The organism is Thomasclavelia sp. (genome assembly GCF_047249845.1).
In the GTDB taxonomy this organism is placed as follows: Bacteria; Bacillota_I; Bacilli_A; order Erysipelotrichales; family Coprobacillaceae; genus Thomasclavelia.
In genome coordinates, this window is the sequence record NZ_JBKTWO010000054.1 from 1 (window position 1) to 16,962 (window position 16,962).

A 16,962-nucleotide genomic window follows, 5' to 3' on the forward strand; every position below is an offset into this window, starting at 1 on the left:
TTTCTTGTTATCCAGCCCTCCGGCTGTATCGGTTGAGCAAAAGTCAGCGTGGGATTGGTGTGGTATCTTTATCTAAGTGAACCCCCACGTTCCCATTTAGATACAGCTTTATCACTAACATTGATTAGCTCACCTAAATATTTTTGAGTATAACCTAATTTTTTTCGGGCTGTCAAAATTCTTAAACCAATTTCTTTACTATTCATTATATAAACTTCCCTTCTATGTAATAATCCTAACATGTTTGCAACAATTTTACTATCGACGAACTGTTTACCTTGTTAAAAGGCTTATATAATAAGAAAAAAGTTGTATTTTTATTACAACTCCTCACTTATTTTTTTAACATATTCATTTGGATATTGGGTAATCTGACTAACTTTATCAATACTATTTTTTTCCAATAATAGCTTTTTTATGACTATATCCATTGATTCACCAATTTCAATCATATGATTATCAGGATCAAAAATTCTAATAACTCGTTGCTGCCACTGATATTTTTTTGTTGAATGAACATATTTTATATTTGAAAAATTATCTAACTTTTTAATAAATAAATCAAAATCATCTACTTCAAAATATAATTCCATATTGCATGCTTTGTTAAGTACTTGTTCTTCAGGGATATTTACAAGCCATGCAAAATCTTTTTGTAAAGAAAATCCACCATCAAAATATATATTTAAACCATGGTCTAAAACTACTTTTTGATCAAATAAACTTATATAAAATTTTTTTGAAACTTCCAAATCTTTTACAGCTAACACAACTGCTTCTAACTTCATTTTTCCTGACTCCAACATCTACATTGATCTAATCGTTTACCATTATCCCCCTGTTTTTCATCAAAAGCAAACGATTTGGCTAAATCACAAGGAAACTCTGGACATTCACCACAATGATCAAACTGTTTTTCTTCAACACATGACTTTACTGGACACTTATCACCCCAAAAAGGTTTATCGATATTCAAGCAGCCAATACATCCCATACTATTTTTAAATTCACATTTACTACACTCTATCCCGCATCTTGATTCTGTCATTTCTATCACCACCCTAAGAAAATTATATCTTAGAATTTATATATTTCATTGTAAAAATCCGACAAATTTAACAAATAATTTTTGGGAGTGGTTTTAGTAATTTGTTTAAATACTTTATTAAAGTGAGCTTGATCAAAATACCCTCCTTGTAAAGCTACTGATACAAAGTTATCATTTTTTAATTGTTTTAATAAACAATTAAACCTTACTACTTTTGCATACTCTTTTCCACTTAAACCTAAATAAGTATGAAAATCTCTTAATAATTGTCTTGAAGAAATATTACAATCATTTGCTATATTTTCAAGATTTACTACACCTTTATTTTTATCAATTATTTCTTTTGCTTTAATAAAACGATTAGGCAAAGGATATTTTTTTCGATGTTGAATAAAGTATTCATTAAATGAATCTATTAATTGTTGATAATCATTACAAGTTTGATAGATATTATTTAGATCCTGATCAATTTTAAAATTAAAATTAACTAATTTTTCTCTTCTATTAACAAAATTTTTTTGTATTAAACCACTAATTTGATATAATCCTCCAGGTTTAAATTCAATAAAGAAACGAGGTTGAGCTTTTTGAAGATCATTTTTTAAAATAACAATTTCACTCATTGCACCCCAAAAATCTCTACGTTCTTCTCCTTGAAAAATAAAACACCCACTAGCATCAGGAATAATATGATACATTTCTGAAGAAGCTGGTACTTCATTAGGGAAAGTAATTGTATAATGAGCAATAATATCTTTTAATTGTTTAGCTGGACTAATATAAATATGATGATTTGTTTTATTTATATAGTCACCTTCATAAATAAACTTGTTCATATAATCACCTCCCTGATCTATTATAATTATTAAGTATAATATTAATAAACTATTTAATCAAATCTTAACAATCTTCATATTCTATACTTATTTACATTTTATTATGAATTTGATAGAATAAATTTCATAAAATTTAATTACATAGAAAAAGGAGTGTTTTATTTTATGGATGCAGGCCCCGAGTCTTCAATCACATTACAATTAGTTTTAATTATTATTCTTACCTTAATTAATGCCTATTTTGCGGCTAGTGAAATGGCTATTGTTTCAGTAAACAAAAATAAAATTCGTCGGTTAAGTGAGGAAGGAAATAAAAAAGCTAAATTAGTTGAAAAATTATTAGATCAACCAACTAACTTTCTATCAACTATTCAAGTAGCAATTACTTTAGCTGGTTTCTTTAACTCTGCCAGTGCTGCTACTGGTATTTCTGTTAGTTTAGCTAATCTTTTAAAAAGTTGGACTGTTCCCTATGCAGATACTATTGCAGTAGTTTTGATTACTATTTTAATTTCATTTATTACATTAATTTTTGGAGAGTTAGTTCCTAAAAGAATTGCATTACAAAAAGCCGAATGGTATTCGATGTTTTGTGCTAAGCCAATTTTAATTATTAGTAAGATTGCAAGTCCATTTATTAAGATCTTATCTTGGTCAACTAAGTTTATTTTGAGACTTTTTAAAATGGACGATGAAAGTGTTGAAGAATCTTTATCACGTGAAGAAATCCGATCAATGGTTGAAAGTGGGCAGGAAACAGGAGTTTTTAATGAAATTGAAACTGATATGATAACAAATATATTTGAGTTTGATGATAGTTTAGCATTAAATGTTATGACTCCTAGAACAGATGTTTATTGTATAGATATTAATGATCCACTAAGTGAGAATATTGATCAAATGATGACTATGCAATATACTCGTATTCCTGTTTATGATGATTCAATTGATAATATTATTGGTATTTTAAATATGAAAGATTTTTCTATTGAAGCTCGTAATGTTGGTTTTGATAATGTTGATATTCGTAAATTGTTAAGAAAGCCATATTTTGTTTTAGAAACAAAAAATATTGATGATTTATTTAAAGAATTACAAGAAGATCGTCAGCATATTGCTATTTTAGTTGATGAATATGGAGGCTTTTCTGGAATTGTTACGGTTGAAGATTTAATTGAAGAAATTATGGGAGAAATTGAAGATGAATATGACCATGATAATGAACCTAAATTACAAAAGATAGATGATTATAATTATTTAATTGATGGTAATTATTTAATTACTGATCTCATTGATGAATTAGATTTAAATTTAAATAAAGTTAATCATGATACTATTAGTGGTTTTGTTCTACATTTACTGGGAGAAATTCCTGATGAAAATCAAGAACGTACTGTAACATATGAAAACTTAACTTTTAAAATTACTGGTATTAAAGGTAATCGAGTTACTAAGATAAAATTAACAATTCGCCAAGATATAAAAAAAATTGAAGATAATCATGATGATTAAAATTAATTTTCTTTTACAATAAAATAAATAATTAATATAGTTACTTCAAGATATTATTAATTCTAAATATATACTTAAAAAATAATCGAGCAGGAGGAAATAAATAAAATTTATTTTCGACTTCTTTCACCACTGTACAAGCCGTTTGGCATATGACGGTTTAAACTGATATTGTTCAAACCAGGTTTCGACTTCATCTACTGTCATCTTATCTACACCTGGTGCTCCTTTATTTTGTTTGATTTTTTTAAAGCTTACTGGGCTTCACTGTCCACAAGACCTCCCAGAGAAAGACATATATCTTTCTCTTCACAACCTCCTGATTTACTGTCTTGGTTTTACTTTTACCCTTTGGACTTCGGTTTGATTGGCAACCTCATCCACCATTTAGCCTCATCAGGTTTCTATTCGTAGGCTCAAAAGATTTGTTACACCACTTCCTTCACCCATGACATCACTATCAACGGCTTGTGGTTCACTACACTTGGCGGTAACTCTGTGGTTGGTTTATCTCCAACTGAATTCATGCCTAGCACACCTAAAAAGTCTATTGATACATATTCAATAGACTTTTTTATACTAATTGATTTTGTTACTTAATAACTTTTAAAAATATATACAATTAATATACAAATATATTATTCATCTTGATCAGCAAATGTATTTCTTACTTCATTAATTACTACTCGATGTGGATATGGGATTTCAATCTTTTCTTGATCAAATCTTGCTTTAATGCTTAATCGTAAATCAGATAATAATTGAAATCCAGTTGCATTATCTTTTGACAGAACTGTTGCTCTTAATTGAATTCCACTGTCATTAAATTCAACACAATGAACATTGACAGGTGATTCATTTCTTTTCTTTTGTTCTTCTGTACGTGCATCAAGACATAAAGGATGTTTAGCTGATTCTTCTTGAATTATTGTAATAGCTTTTTGTAAATCACATTCATATGATACTTCAATAAATAAATGATTTGCCTTTTGAGCTTTAACATTAGATATATTTTCAATAATAGATTTATTCATAATCGTATTAGGAACGATCACTTGTGTCCTTTCAATAGTTTCAACAATACTATGACGCATTGATATATCTATAACTGTCCCTATTACATTATATTCTTTTACATTGACAAAATCACCAATCTTATATGGTTTATAAGTCATGATCATAAATCCATTAATTATATTACTAGCTGCTTCTTGAGAAGCTAGACCAACAATTACAGCTAAAATTCCTCCACTAGCTAACAATGCTTTAATGATAGACTGCATTGCACTAATTTCACTCATTATTGTTGCTAAAATAATTGTTACTAGAATTATTTTTTTTATTCGCATTGGAAAAATTAGTTTTATTGGATCTGTAATCTTCTTTTTCATAATTCGATTAATTAATTTATTAATTATAAGAACAATAATAATTAATATTAAAATATTTACTCCACTTTTAATTAATCCATGTTCAAATATACTATCAATTTGTTTATAAATACTTTCCATTTAATCACCTACTTAGATTTTGTACTATAGTATTTACCAATAAAATATAAGAATACTGACTGAATAGCTCCTATAATAGCAATCATCAATAATGCATAACTAATCCAAAATAATATATCATTTCCAATATTAAAAGCATTAATAATTAGAAAAATTATAAATGATACCGTTGCTATAATTCCAAGGTATTTAGAAAAACCTAAAAACCTTACTGACAATATATGATTTTTATCCATTTTATTTACCTATACAAAAGCGTTTAAATAACTCATCCAATAAATCCTCTTTTGCTTTTTCTCCTAATATTTCTTTTAAATTACTCCAGCACTCATACAAATCAGTAACAATTAAATCTGTGGGGATGTACATTTCCATTGCCTCAACAGCTAGTTTTAATGATTTATTGGCATGTTGTAATAACATTGTTTGACGAGCATTAGTTAATATATGTGCATTATTATCAATAATTCTACCCAATTCAAACATTTTTTTAATTTCATTTATTAAATTATCAATAAAATTATCTCTAGCACTTATATTTACACCTTGTATATCTACTTTAATTTCTTGATCTGCTTTATTAATGACAACAATTCTTGTTATATCTTTAGTCAAATCTAATAGTTGTATATCTTCATCAGTTAATTTGACAGATCCGTCTATGACCAATAATACTAGATCAGCTTGATAAATTAATTCTTTTGACTTTTCAACCCCCATACTTTCAATTATATTATCTGTTTTTCTAATTCCAGCTGTATCTATCATATTAAGAATAATTCCATCAATACTAATACTTCCTTCTACAATATCTCTTGTTGTTCCTGCAATATTTGTTACAATCGCTTTTTCTTCTTGTAATAGTGCATTTAATAGACTACTTTTACCAACATTTGGTCTACCTATAATGACTGTTTTAATTCCATCTTTTACTAATTTAATATTTTTTGAATCAATTAATATTTTATTCATCTTTTTTAAAAGCTCTCTACTACGTGGTAATAATGATGAAGCAGTCAATTCTTCTACATCATCGTATTCAGGATAATCAATATTAACTTCTATTTGAGTAATTATTTGAATTAATTCTTCTTTTAATTCTTCAATAAAATTACTAATATTTCCAGTTATTCCTTTTAACGCCAAGTCAGTAGCATAACTATTTTTCGCAGTAATAATATCACTAATTGCTTCTGCCTGTGATAAATCTATTCTTCCATTTAAAAAAGCCCGCTTACTAAATTCACCTCGTTCAGCCATTCTTGCACCATTTTTTATACATACATCTAATACTCGTGAAGTTATATATACACCACCATGACAATTAATTTCAACCATTTCTTCACCAGTAAAAGTCTTTTTACCACGATAAATATTAACTAAAACTTCATCTATTCTTTTTCCTTCATCTACAATATAGCCATAATTAATTGTATGTGTAGGTTTATTTAATATTTTTCCTGTAAAGAATTTTTGAACAAAGGCTATACAATCTGATCCACTTATTCTAATTATTGAGATTGCTGCTTCTAAACGACTTGTTGCAATTGCAACTATTATATCATCATTCAAAATATCACCGTCCTTTATCTTTTGTATTTTATCATAAATTATTGTTAATTAATATAGCAAATCAATGTTATAATAAGGTTGTATATGGAGGAAATTAAAATGAAACTTGGAATTATTGGTAGTGGAATGATTGTTCAAGATTTACTTTCTTTTGTGGGTACAATTGATGAGATTGAATTAATTGCTATCTTAGGTAGAGAAAAATCTCGAAATAAAATTGAAGCACTGACAAACAAATATCAAATAAAAAAAGCATACTATGATTATGATGAATTATTAAATGATAATGAAATTGATACTATTTATGTTGCATTACCAAATCATCTACATTATGAATATACAAAAAAAGCTTTATTGCACAATAAACATGTTATTTGTGAAAAACCATTTACTTCAAATATAAATGAATTAGATGAATTGATTACTTTATCCAAAAAACATAAATGTCTTCTTTTTGAAGCTATTACTAATCAATACTTACCTGCTTATAAAAATATAAAGGATAAATTAAGCGAGCTTGGAAAAATTAGTATTATCTCATGTAATTATTCCCAATATTCTTCACGCTATAACTCTTTTAAAAAAGGTGAAATTTTACCTGTTTTTGATATCAATATGTCAGGTGGTGCATTAATGGATCTAAATGTTTATAATTTACATTTTGTAATTGGATTATTTGGTAGACCAAATAATGTTGAGTATTTTGCTAATATTGAAAGAGGCATTGATACTTCAGGTATTGTCATTTTAGAATATCCAACTTTTAAGGCTGTTTGTATTGGTGCTAAAGATTGTGGAGCTCCTATTTCATCAACAATTCAAGGAGATCTAGGATGTATTAGAATTGAAGGTCCTACTAGTGTATTAGGTGATGTAAAAATAATTAGAAATGACCAAACAAGTGAAAATATTGATGTAGCTAGCAATCATCATCGTATGTATGATGAATTTAAAAGAATTACAAAGTATATAGATGATAGGGACTTTAATACTTGTGAATTAATGCTTGAACATTCAAAAATAGTTATGGATGTTCTTACTAAAGCTCGTAAAAGTGCTAATATTATTTTTGGATGTGAAAAAACTAATTAAATTAAAATAATATTCTAAAGAAATAAGAGATTTCTATTACAGCTATCATGGTATAAGAAATCTCTTTTTTATAATTACCTTAAATAATAAAACACTAAAAAATATCTACTCAAATATTCTTTCGAAACGATAAAATACTTCTTTGAAATAAAGGGTTTCTTTCTAAATCTGATATATTAAGTTTTTTACATACCAAGTTACTTAATTCACTTAATTCAATATTTTCATCATCTAACTCTTTAGTTATTCTACATAATGTAGTTAAAATTTTTTTCCCCTCTTTAACAACATTTTTTATTTCTTTTAAATTATAAACCCTATCCCAGGCAGGACAATATAAAATTAAATTATCAAATTTATTAAGCTGAAATAAAGTATTTATACTATCTTGATAATCAACAATAATTGGAAAATCATTTTTTATTGGAATAATATCTCCAATAAATATTATTTTCTTTTCTTGATAAAGATATGAAGTAGAATCATCTGAATGGCCTGGACTATAGATTGGAAAAAAAGATATATTTGGCTCTAGATTTATAACCTCAAAATTAATTATCTTATCAACTATTATTGACTGATCTACTAATTGGTAAAAATTAGGGATTGGTCTTTCTTTAAATTGAAGATCAATATTTTCACTCCATCTTCTAGTTCTATCATTGGCATATATAGTACAATTTGTAATTTCTTTTATTGCTGCCGCTCCACCGATATGATCAGGATGACTATGGGTAAGAAAAATTGCTTTAATTTCTTTAATATTACGCCCTATTTGTTTCATATATGTTGATATTATTTTTTCACTTCCTTTTACTCCACTATCAATTAAATAGCATGATTTTCCAGTTATCAGGTATATATAAACAAAGCGTTTGATCTTTTCTGTGATACTAAATTCTATTTTTATTTGATGTACATTTTCAATTATTTCCATTACTTTAAACCTCCATTATACTTATTATGCTTCATGCAAGTATATACTTGCATGAAGCATATAAAATAATAGTACTCACAAGTACTATTGTTTATGTTAATCCATAACAAAATATCTTTATACTATTTTTTATATACTCAATTTGTTCAATTTTACTAAGACTTTTACCAAATGTACTATTTAAAAAAACAAATCCAAAATTCAATGATAAAAACATCATGGCAAGATGCTCAGTATTTCCATAGGTTAGTTTTTCCATTTTTTCTAATTCATTAAAATAATCAACTAGTACTTTTTTAAAGGTTAAAGGAACCTTTAAAATTTCATCTTTAGTATCTTCATATAATTCTGGTGTTCTTAACCCCATTGAAATCTTAATCATTTCTGGAGTTATTTTTCTCATATATATTAGAGAAAAATTAGTCAAATCATTTTCTAGATTATATGTTCTCTTACTAAAATCCGACACTTTCAAATCTGGATTCCATTTACTAGTACTAATAGCAGCTAAAATTATATCTTTTTTTCCCTTAAACTTTCTAAATATCGTACATTCATTAATCTTTGCCATTTTTGCAATATCCTTAGTTGTCGTTGATGCATAACCTTTTTCCATTATCAACAACATTGTTGCATCAATAATTTTATTTTGCATTTCATCAAACATTATACACCTCCGCAAGTGATTACTTGCATTATTTAATAATAAAAGATATTATTAAATAATGCAATAAAAAGTAATAAGATTTTAAATTTCTTATTACTTATTGCTTATATTCTGTAATATCATAACAAGTAATTAATATAGATTTTTGACCATACCAATTAATCCTACTTGCCGTAGTTTTGACCCAAATATCAAGAATATTATTATATATTTCAACGTCATAATGTCCAGATTTTTTATCAATATGTTTACTTGGGCATATTGAACATGGATTATCTAAACCTAAAAAAGCTTTATAACATGGTTGCCCTAATTCTGCAATTGGTGCACGCTCTTGAGTTATTCGATTCATCCACTGTATTTGATAATTATTTTTATCAATAATATAGATATAGGAATTTTGTCCATCTAAAACTGACTTCAAATTTTGTGATTCCTGGATAGCACGTTCTTGAGCTTTCTTTTTTAATAAAAATGTACTTACTATTTCTGAAATATAAATTAAATTATCAATATTTTCTTGTTGCCATAATCGATTACTATTACATTCATCAAATCCTAAAAAACCTTTTATTTTACCATTTTCAGTAATTGCGCATTGGAGAACCGATTTAATATTTTGACTCTCTAAAATTTTATAATGTTCCTCTTGTAAGTGACTTATATCTTGACAATAAAAGATACCTTGTTCATTAAAATTATCTAAATAACCAGGGATATCTGTAATAAAAGAAATATTTTGTAAGCTATCTTTTTGTGGAATAATTCCTTCATTACACCATTCATAAGTATTATTACAATATTTATCATCAGAAGTATTTTCAAATATATACACTCTACTAACATTAAACTCTTTTCCAATTGTTTCTAAAATTTTGTCTAAAGAATCTTCAATATCAATTAAATTATTTATATATTTATCATCTAACTTTAAAGTAACTAAATCCATATCTTGACTATCATAAAAAGCATATTTATTTTTTCCATTATTTTTAGCATAGTATAGAGCTTGATCAGCTTTTTGATAGATTTTATTAAAAGTAACCCCATCTTGAGGTACTAAAGCAATTCCTATTGAACATGATATTTTAACTTCCTCTATTTTTATATTAGTAAATATTTCCAATAATTGATTGGCACGTTGATTTAATGCTTTAATGTCATTTGTATCTACAAAAATTAAAAATTCATCGCCACCAACTCGACCGATTATATCGCTTTTTCTAAATACTTGCTGCATCTTAGTTGCAATATTAATGAGAACTGCATCCCCTACCAAATGTCCTTTAGTATCATTAATAATTTTAAAATTATCTATATCTATTAATAGTAAAGCTCCTCTTTGATTTTCATCAATTAACCGATTTTGAATTTCTCTTTGAACAGTATTACGATTTTTTAATCCTGTTAAAGAATCTTCTTGTGCTTGTTTTAACAAAAGTTTAGATTGTTTAACTTCATCATCTATATTAATAATAATTCCTACCACCCGATATGGCTTATGTTGATCATTAAAAATAGTAGTTGTTCTAATACGATACCAACGATGAGTTCCAGTAATGTCTTTGATCCTTATTTCAAATTCTGTAAATTCAGAACCATTTAATATATCTTTATAGCATTTTTCCATTTTATAATAATCTTTAGGATGAACATTTTGATTTATTCTAAAATCTTTTATTTTTACTTTTCCCTCATAATTACTACCAAAATTTTTATGTAAATTATTAGAATATTGAATCCAATTTTCTTTAATATTCCACTCAAAAATAATATCATTAGTCTGATTCATAATTATTTGATGCCGCTCTAAACTAAGTTTTAATTCTTCTCTAGCAACTTTAGATTCATTTATATCTACAACAATACATGAAAATACAGATTTTCCATCCACTTCAATTAAAGTTCCTTTATCTAAAACCCAAGTATCCTTACCATTTTTACATTTAATACGGTATTCAATTAACTTAGTTTTACTGATTTTTATCTGTTCAATTACTTCATTTATAGCAACTTGGTAGTCAGTTGGATTAATCATTAAACGTAATTGATTATTAAAGTTTTGTTTAATTTCTTCACGAGTATATCCTACTAAATCTAAAAATCCTTGACTCATTTGAATTAATGTTAGATTTTCATCAAAATAGCATTGAAACATTCCTCCAGGTATACTATCAATCAAATTTTGCATTTCTTTATTTTGTTTAAATAACAATTTTTCTAATTTTTTTGCTGGTTCTTCATCAAAATTTAATTTTTTTTGATAATATGGTGTGGAAACATGAAGATGATATATTTTTAATTTACCATTTTCATTCATTATAACACCTGTTATTCTAATTATAATTGACTTATTTTCATGAATTAATTCAGTAATTAGATTTATTATATACTTATCATCACATAATTGTTTAGTATAACACTCAGTTATGTTTATTTTACAACTAATATTATTAATATGATTTTGAATTTTTAACATAACATTATCAATACCATAATATAAATTATCAGATAAAACACTAAAAAAAGTTATTTTATTATGAAAAAATGTTTTTAATAGTTTAACATTCTTTTTTAAATAACAATCTTTGATACTCTCAATAAATTCAATTATTCTTTCATTATACTCCATTTAATTTCACCATTCCCTATAATTTCATTCTACACTTATAAAACAAAAAAGCCAAAACATTTATAGAAATGTTTCAACTTTAAGGCATTTTATTTTGTTTATAGTAATAATAAGATAAAATCGTTGCCAAAAGAAATGCAATAAATCCAAAAATAAATGGTAATCGTGGATTAAATGTATAAAAAAATCCGGCCATTAAAGCCCCTATAATTCCTCCTAATGACTTAATTGCATTATAAAATCCCATTACTATACTACTATTATTTTCATTAGAGCGACATGCTACAAGATCTTGTGTTATAGGAATAATAATAGCATTTAAAGCAAAGAATATAACATTCATAATAATGAATATAAATATATTATTAGTAGCTAAAACGCCAATCATTGTAATACTACTTAATAATAATATATTCATAGATGATTTAGAAACATTAGTATTTTTTATAATCCATAAACAAATGGTACCATTAGCAATTAATGAAATAATTCCAATTGCAGCTTTTATTATTCCATTATAACCAGAAGTTAAATTAAATATATCTTTTATGTAGTAATTAAAACATTGTTCAAATGCTGTAAATCCTAAAAAAGCTAAACAACAGATTGTAAACATGATTAAATACTTTTTGTCCATAAATATTTTTGCTTGTTTAAATGAAATAAATGGATTTGCTTGTTTTATTAAAACCCTAAACTTTTGTTTAATTGGTCTATCAATATCTTTATTACAAAAAATAAAAAATAAAATTCCACAACTAGCTAGAGTAATTGCTTGAATCGCAAAAGTCAAATCTATCGATATTTCTCCAAGCATTCCTCCTATAAAATATCCAAAAGCAGCACATACACTGGCTACTGTTGCTAAAACAGTTAAATTTTGACCTCTTTTTTCAGGAGGAGTAACATTAACTACATATGTTAAAAAACTGACATAAGAGCCCCCTGTAAAAACACCCGAAAACATTCTTGCAAAAATAATAGTATTTTGTGATGTTGATTGCCAAAATAATAGTTGACCAACTGCATAACCTACACTACAAATCAACATAGTTGTTTTACTATTAATCTGCTCATTTAATTTTCCCCAAAAAGGAGAAAATAAAAAATTCAAGCCCATCATTGCACCAAATGCTACTCCAAACATGTAATCACCTAATTCTAAATTCTTGATTACTGTTGGTGTAATTGGATGTGCATAGTTTGCAGCTAAATTAAATAATCCATTTATTATAAAAAACACCAATAATTTATTTTTATTCATTTAATCACCCTCTATTAATGATTATAGTCTAAAGAAAAATAGATAGCAACACTAGTCACTACCTATTTAATAATTTATTTTTATATAAATCTATTTTATGATTCACAGTATTTACGTTTTTTTCTAACTCTTTTTGTTGTGATAATAATATCTCTTTTTGTTTTAAAAAAATTTCATAACGTTTTTGAATCGTACTATCTCCTATTTTACATAACTCAATATAACTTTTAATATATGTGATTGTCATTCCTGTTTTACGCATACACATAATAATATCTAACCATTGTAAATCATTATCATTGTAGACTCTTTGATTACTTTTATTTTTTTTAATCTTAGGAAGTAAACCTTCTTTTTCGTAATATCTAAGAGTTGAAGCATTTAAATTATATTTTTTTGTTACTTCTTTAATTGTATATTCCATTGTTCTCCCTTAACTTCTTCAATCATTTTTTAATTTTCTTAATAAACAATAAGATCTATATTATTTATTAATTATTAAATATAAATGAAATTCTAAAATATCATTCTTATTATAAATCATCATAATCAAGCTCTTAATTAAAAAAAGAATAGCTTAATTATGATAATTAAAATTTGTTGGATCTATTATTATCAAATCATACTTAATAGTTAATTTTATATAAATTATTATTCTACAATCATTATACAACTTAAAGATAAATACTTTTAAATTATTTTTTCATATAAATCAAATAAACCTAAATCTTCTCCCCTAAAATCAAGATTTATTTCACTAATATAGACAAAACCACATTTTTCATATAATTTGATTGCTGGTATATTTCCTTGACGAACATCTAAACGAATTGCCTTAATTTTATTTTGTTTAGCTAATCCCTCAACATATTCTAATAATTTTTGAGCTATCTTTAATCCTTTATACTGAGGATGAATTGCAAGAGTATGAATAACATAAATTTCTTTATCCTTAGCTTCAATTTTCCATGGAGCTAAATAATAATTTTTTTCCTGTTTATGATTAATAACTACACTACCAATTATTTTATTATCAAAACGTACAACATATAATTCCTGGTTTTCAATTCCTGAAACAGCTTCAAGACGAGTTGGATAAATTCCTTTTTTCCAACCCGGATAATTATTATTTTCTACTAAATCATCAACTACTTTATTATAAAACTTTTCAATTTCATCTATATCTTTTAATGATGCTAACTCTATTATCATTTTATATTCTCCTTAAAGAAAAAACACATGATAACATGTGTCTATTCAACATATGAAATAATCATATGTCTGTTTTTTCCTTCACCATGACTTTCTGTTTTAATATGCTCAAATTTAGAAAGTTCTTGATGCATTACTTTACGCTCATCAGCAGGCATTGGATCAAGTTTAATTTCAACTTTAGTTCTTAATACTTGTTTTCCTAATCTTTTTGCCATTGCTGAAACTTTTTTATAACGCTCTTCTTTATATCCGTTTATATCAATACTTAATTCAATTCTCTTTTTATATGTAGTACTAACAGCATTTTTAACAATAAAATTAATTGCTCTTAAAATAACTCCTGCTTTACCTATTAAAATAGAATTATTGCTTGTATTAATATTGCAATAGATACGACCATCTTGTAAATATGATACTGTTTCAATTTCAAATCCCATTTCACTAATAAAACGTTTTACATATTCTTCAATGTATTCTTGAACCATAGAAATTGTATAACATTCAATCTCTGCTTTCTTAGTAAAAAATGTTTTTGTTTCTTTAATAACTTCATAATTTAATTCATCGATTGTTACTCCTAGCTCCTGACAAGCTAAATTAACAGCATCTTGAACTGTTTTTGCAGTATAATTTTTCATCATTTTACTCACCTACTTCTTTTTATTTATGAAATTAGTAGCTGAATTATCAATTTCTTTTTGTGCTTTTTCAATATGGAAAAATTGAATGTACATAGTTCTAACAATATTTATAATGTTAGTTGTAATCCAGTATAAAGACATTGCTGAAGGCATAGTTGCTGCTAAGTAAACAATAAATACTGTCATTACATTATTCATAGTATTCATAGACTTCATTTGCTGACTAGGACGATATTTTGGTGAACGTTTCGCCATAATCTGTGTAATCTGCATTGCAAAGAATTGAGTTCCTGCAACTAATAATAATAGCACAATATATCCAACACTAAATTCCATGACATGATTAATTGGTTTATCACCTAAATTAATACCAAAAATTGATGTTTTATATAAGATATCGATTCTTTGAACCGCCTGCCACATTGCAAACATAACTGGCAAAGTTAAGAAAGTTGAAAATGAACCAAACATACTAACATTATGCTTTTTGTATAAATTCTGAATTTCAGCATTTTGACGCATTTGTGAAGCTTGATCTTTACGACCTTTATATTTACGTTGTATCTTTTCCATTTCTGGTTGTAATAACTGCATTTTTTGTGTTGATACTGTAGATTTGATCATAATTGGTAAAGTGATAATATTAACAACAATAGTAATTCCAATTACCCCAATTGCTACATTTCCTACATATTGATCAATAAATAAGATTCCTTTTGCTAAAGGAATAACAAATAAGAAATCAAACCAGCCAGCACTTAATGACCAAGGAGTTGACATTGTTATTGCTCTAGAGGCAATTAATTCACCGTTTTTATCAAGATTCTGTGCACATCCTGTTAGAATAGCAACTAAGAAAACCAAGCAAAATACTTTTAAGATTTTTTTAGTCTTGTTATCTAATACCATTTAATTTTCCATCCTTTTTAATATTTTTTTATATAAATATTTTAATTCATTTAGATTGGAATTAAAATCTAAATCCAAATATTTATTTCTTACAATCACAATATAATCGTAATTATCTTTAAAATTTATCGTTTGCTGAATAATCACTCGAACTTGACGCTTAATTTTATTTCTAACTACTGCTTTACCTAATTTTTTACTCACAGATATTCCAATACGAGCATGATTTAAATCATTTTTTAAATAATAAATTATAAATGAACGATTAGCCAAACTCTGTTTTTGTTTAATAATATGACTAAAATCTTCATTTTTTTTAACACGATATTTTTTTTTCATAATTTTTTAGAAAAAAAACCCACCGTAAAGTGGATTTTTCTTAAGCAGATAAGACTTTTCTTCCTCTTTTACGGCGACGTGCAAGTACTTTTCTTCCTCCTACAGTAGCCATTCTAGCTCTAAAACCATGAGTTTTTGATCTTTTTCTTTTATTTGGTTGATATGTTCTTTTCATTAATTACACCTCCAAAATTTTTATACTTTTTATACAAATAACATATGCTCCCCCATTTTATATGAAAAACCTTACTAAGTCAATGAAATTAAGGGAAAAAGTCTATTTGGTTGAATGAATAAGTAAATTCTAGTTATTTTTATCCCATAGTAATTTACTCGTTATCTCATAATAATAGTAAAGTTACTCTTTTTGATAGTTGTAATAAATTTTAAAATCAAAAATAATCTTAATTAATGCCATCAATATTTTAGTCTTTTTTAAACAGAATTTAAATGCAAACTAATTACAAAAAAACATAAATTTTTCAGTAAATTTACTTTATCCAGTCCTCTTTTTTTACATCAGAATGAGTACTAAAATAAATCTATACATTGATAATCAGTTTACTATATATTTATTAAACTGATTATCAAGTGAATAAAGTTAATTATTGTATTAATATCATATTTTTGTCACCCGCAAATAGAAAATACTTTATAAATCAAGTAAAAAAGAACGATTAACCTAATAGTGATTAAATCGTTCTTTTACTTATAAAAATTTTAAATATACCTTCTAATTATCTTTTTTTCTTCTCTTATTTCCATAGATTACTAATGAAGCAATTGC

Annotated in this window: 19 protein-coding genes; 2 read left to right on the forward strand and 17 right to left on the reverse strand. The window is 25.9% G+C overall.

Going from position 1 to position 16,962, the window contains the following annotated elements; genetic code table 11:
- Positions 1 to 68 precede the first annotated feature (68 nt).
- The 4 genes from ACLR9T_RS11780 to ACLR9T_RS11795 form a co-directional block, all read right to left on the reverse strand.
- Positions 69 to 206 (reverse strand): helix-turn-helix domain-containing protein, encoded by a 138-nt coding sequence (locus tag ACLR9T_RS11780; RefSeq protein WP_413109716.1) that lies wholly within the window; start codon positions 204 to 206, stop codon positions 69 to 71.
- 114 nt (positions 207 to 320) lie between these two features.
- A complete protein-coding gene (locus ACLR9T_RS11785; RefSeq protein WP_413109717.1) occupies positions 321 to 788 on the reverse strand; it encodes a VOC family protein in 468 nt (155 codons plus the stop codon).
- Entirely contained in the window at positions 785 to 1,048 is a 264-nt protein-coding gene (locus tag ACLR9T_RS11790) for a DUF3795 domain-containing protein (RefSeq protein WP_413109718.1), read from the reverse strand. The genes ACLR9T_RS11785 and ACLR9T_RS11790 overlap by 4 nt, the downstream gene beginning before the upstream one ends.
- A 29-nt stretch (positions 1,049 to 1,077) precedes the next feature.
- Positions 1,078 to 1,884: a helix-turn-helix domain-containing protein gene (locus ACLR9T_RS11795; protein WP_413109719.1), complete on the reverse strand. Its 807-nt coding sequence runs from the start codon at positions 1,882 to 1,884 to the stop codon at positions 1,078 to 1,080.
- A gap of 165 nt (positions 1,885 to 2,049) precedes the next feature.
- Between ACLR9T_RS11795 and ACLR9T_RS11800 the strand changes: the two genes are divergently transcribed.
- Entirely contained in the window at positions 2,050 to 3,396 is a 1,347-nt protein-coding gene (locus ACLR9T_RS11800; RefSeq protein WP_413109720.1) for a hemolysin family protein, read from the forward strand.
- Positions 3,397 to 4,034: 638 nt separating this feature from the next.
- Here the strand turns inward: ACLR9T_RS11800 and ACLR9T_RS11805 are convergent.
- Genes ACLR9T_RS11805 through mnmE form a run of 3 tightly spaced genes read right to left on the reverse strand, consistent with a single transcriptional unit; the run spans position 4,035 to position 6,479 of the window.
- Positions 4,035 to 4,907: a mechanosensitive ion channel family protein gene (locus tag ACLR9T_RS11805; protein ID WP_413109721.1), complete on the reverse strand. Its 873-nt coding sequence runs from the start codon at positions 4,905 to 4,907 to the stop codon at positions 4,035 to 4,037.
- Positions 4,908 to 4,915: 8 nt separating this feature from the next.
- Positions 4,916 to 5,143 (reverse strand): hypothetical protein, encoded by a 228-nt coding sequence (locus ACLR9T_RS11810; protein ID WP_413109722.1) that lies wholly within the window; start codon positions 5,141 to 5,143, stop codon positions 4,916 to 4,918.
- A 1-nt stretch (position 5,144) separates the two neighbouring features.
- Positions 5,145 to 6,479 carry a tRNA uridine-5-carboxymethylaminomethyl(34) synthesis GTPase MnmE gene (gene mnmE / locus ACLR9T_RS11815; RefSeq protein WP_413109723.1) on the reverse strand — a complete coding sequence of 445 codons (1,335 nt, stop codon included), beginning with the start codon at positions 6,477 to 6,479 and terminating at the stop codon, positions 5,145 to 5,147.
- 99 nt (positions 6,480 to 6,578) lie between these two features.
- Here mnmE and ACLR9T_RS11820 point away from each other — a divergent pair, with 99 nt between their 5' ends.
- Positions 6,579 to 7,571, forward strand: a complete 993-nt coding sequence (locus ACLR9T_RS11820; RefSeq protein ID WP_413109724.1) for a Gfo/Idh/MocA family protein — start codon at positions 6,579 to 6,581, stop codon at positions 7,569 to 7,571.
- Between the two features lie 109 nt (positions 7,572 to 7,680).
- On the opposite strand, the gene ACLR9T_RS11825 is transcribed toward ACLR9T_RS11820, so the two are convergent.
- From ACLR9T_RS11825 to rpmH, 10 genes are all read right to left on the reverse strand, one after another.
- Positions 7,681 to 8,508: an MBL fold metallo-hydrolase gene (locus ACLR9T_RS11825; protein ID WP_413109725.1), complete on the reverse strand. Its 828-nt coding sequence runs from the start codon at positions 8,506 to 8,508 to the stop codon at positions 7,681 to 7,683.
- A 91-nt stretch (positions 8,509 to 8,599) separates the two neighbouring features.
- The gene (locus ACLR9T_RS11830; protein ID WP_413109726.1) at positions 8,600 to 9,175 is read right to left on the reverse strand and encodes a helix-turn-helix domain-containing protein; all 576 of its coding nucleotides are present in this window, start codon (positions 9,173 to 9,175) and stop codon (positions 8,600 to 8,602) included.
- A gap of 97 nt (positions 9,176 to 9,272) precedes the next feature.
- Positions 9,273 to 11,807 carry a diguanylate cyclase domain-containing protein gene (locus ACLR9T_RS11835; RefSeq protein ID WP_413109727.1) on the reverse strand — a complete coding sequence of 845 codons (2,535 nt, stop codon included), beginning with the start codon at positions 11,805 to 11,807 and terminating at the stop codon, positions 9,273 to 9,275.
- 79 nt (positions 11,808 to 11,886) lie between these two features.
- Positions 11,887 to 13,071, reverse strand: a complete 1,185-nt coding sequence (locus tag ACLR9T_RS11840) for an MFS transporter (protein WP_413109728.1) — start codon at positions 13,069 to 13,071, stop codon at positions 11,887 to 11,889.
- A 58-nt stretch (positions 13,072 to 13,129) separates the two neighbouring features.
- Positions 13,130 to 13,495 carry a MerR family transcriptional regulator gene (locus ACLR9T_RS11845; protein ID WP_413109729.1) on the reverse strand — a complete coding sequence of 122 codons (366 nt, stop codon included), beginning with the start codon at positions 13,493 to 13,495 and terminating at the stop codon, positions 13,130 to 13,132.
- Positions 13,496 to 13,761: 266 nt separating this feature from the next.
- Complete coding sequence (locus ACLR9T_RS11850) at positions 13,762 to 14,283, reverse strand: GNAT family N-acetyltransferase (RefSeq protein ID WP_413109730.1); 522 nt, start codon at positions 14,281 to 14,283, stop codon at positions 13,762 to 13,764.
- Between the two features lie 41 nt (positions 14,284 to 14,324).
- A complete protein-coding gene (gene jag / locus ACLR9T_RS11855) occupies positions 14,325 to 14,924 on the reverse strand; it encodes an RNA-binding cell elongation regulator Jag/EloR (RefSeq protein ID WP_413109731.1) in 600 nt (199 codons plus the stop codon).
- A gap of 12 nt (positions 14,925 to 14,936) precedes the next feature.
- Positions 14,937 to 15,836: a YidC/Oxa1 family membrane protein insertase gene (locus ACLR9T_RS11860; protein ID WP_413109732.1), complete on the reverse strand. Its 900-nt coding sequence runs from the start codon at positions 15,834 to 15,836 to the stop codon at positions 14,937 to 14,939.
- A complete protein-coding gene (rnpA, locus tag ACLR9T_RS11865; protein ID WP_413109733.1) occupies positions 15,837 to 16,175 on the reverse strand; it encodes a ribonuclease P protein component in 339 nt (112 codons plus the stop codon).
- A gap of 40 nt (positions 16,176 to 16,215) precedes the next feature.
- Positions 16,216 to 16,350 (reverse strand): 50S ribosomal protein L34, encoded by a 135-nt coding sequence (rpmH, locus tag ACLR9T_RS11870; protein WP_003535525.1) that lies wholly within the window; start codon positions 16,348 to 16,350, stop codon positions 16,216 to 16,218.
- Between the last annotated feature and the right edge of the window lie 612 nt (positions 16,351 to 16,962).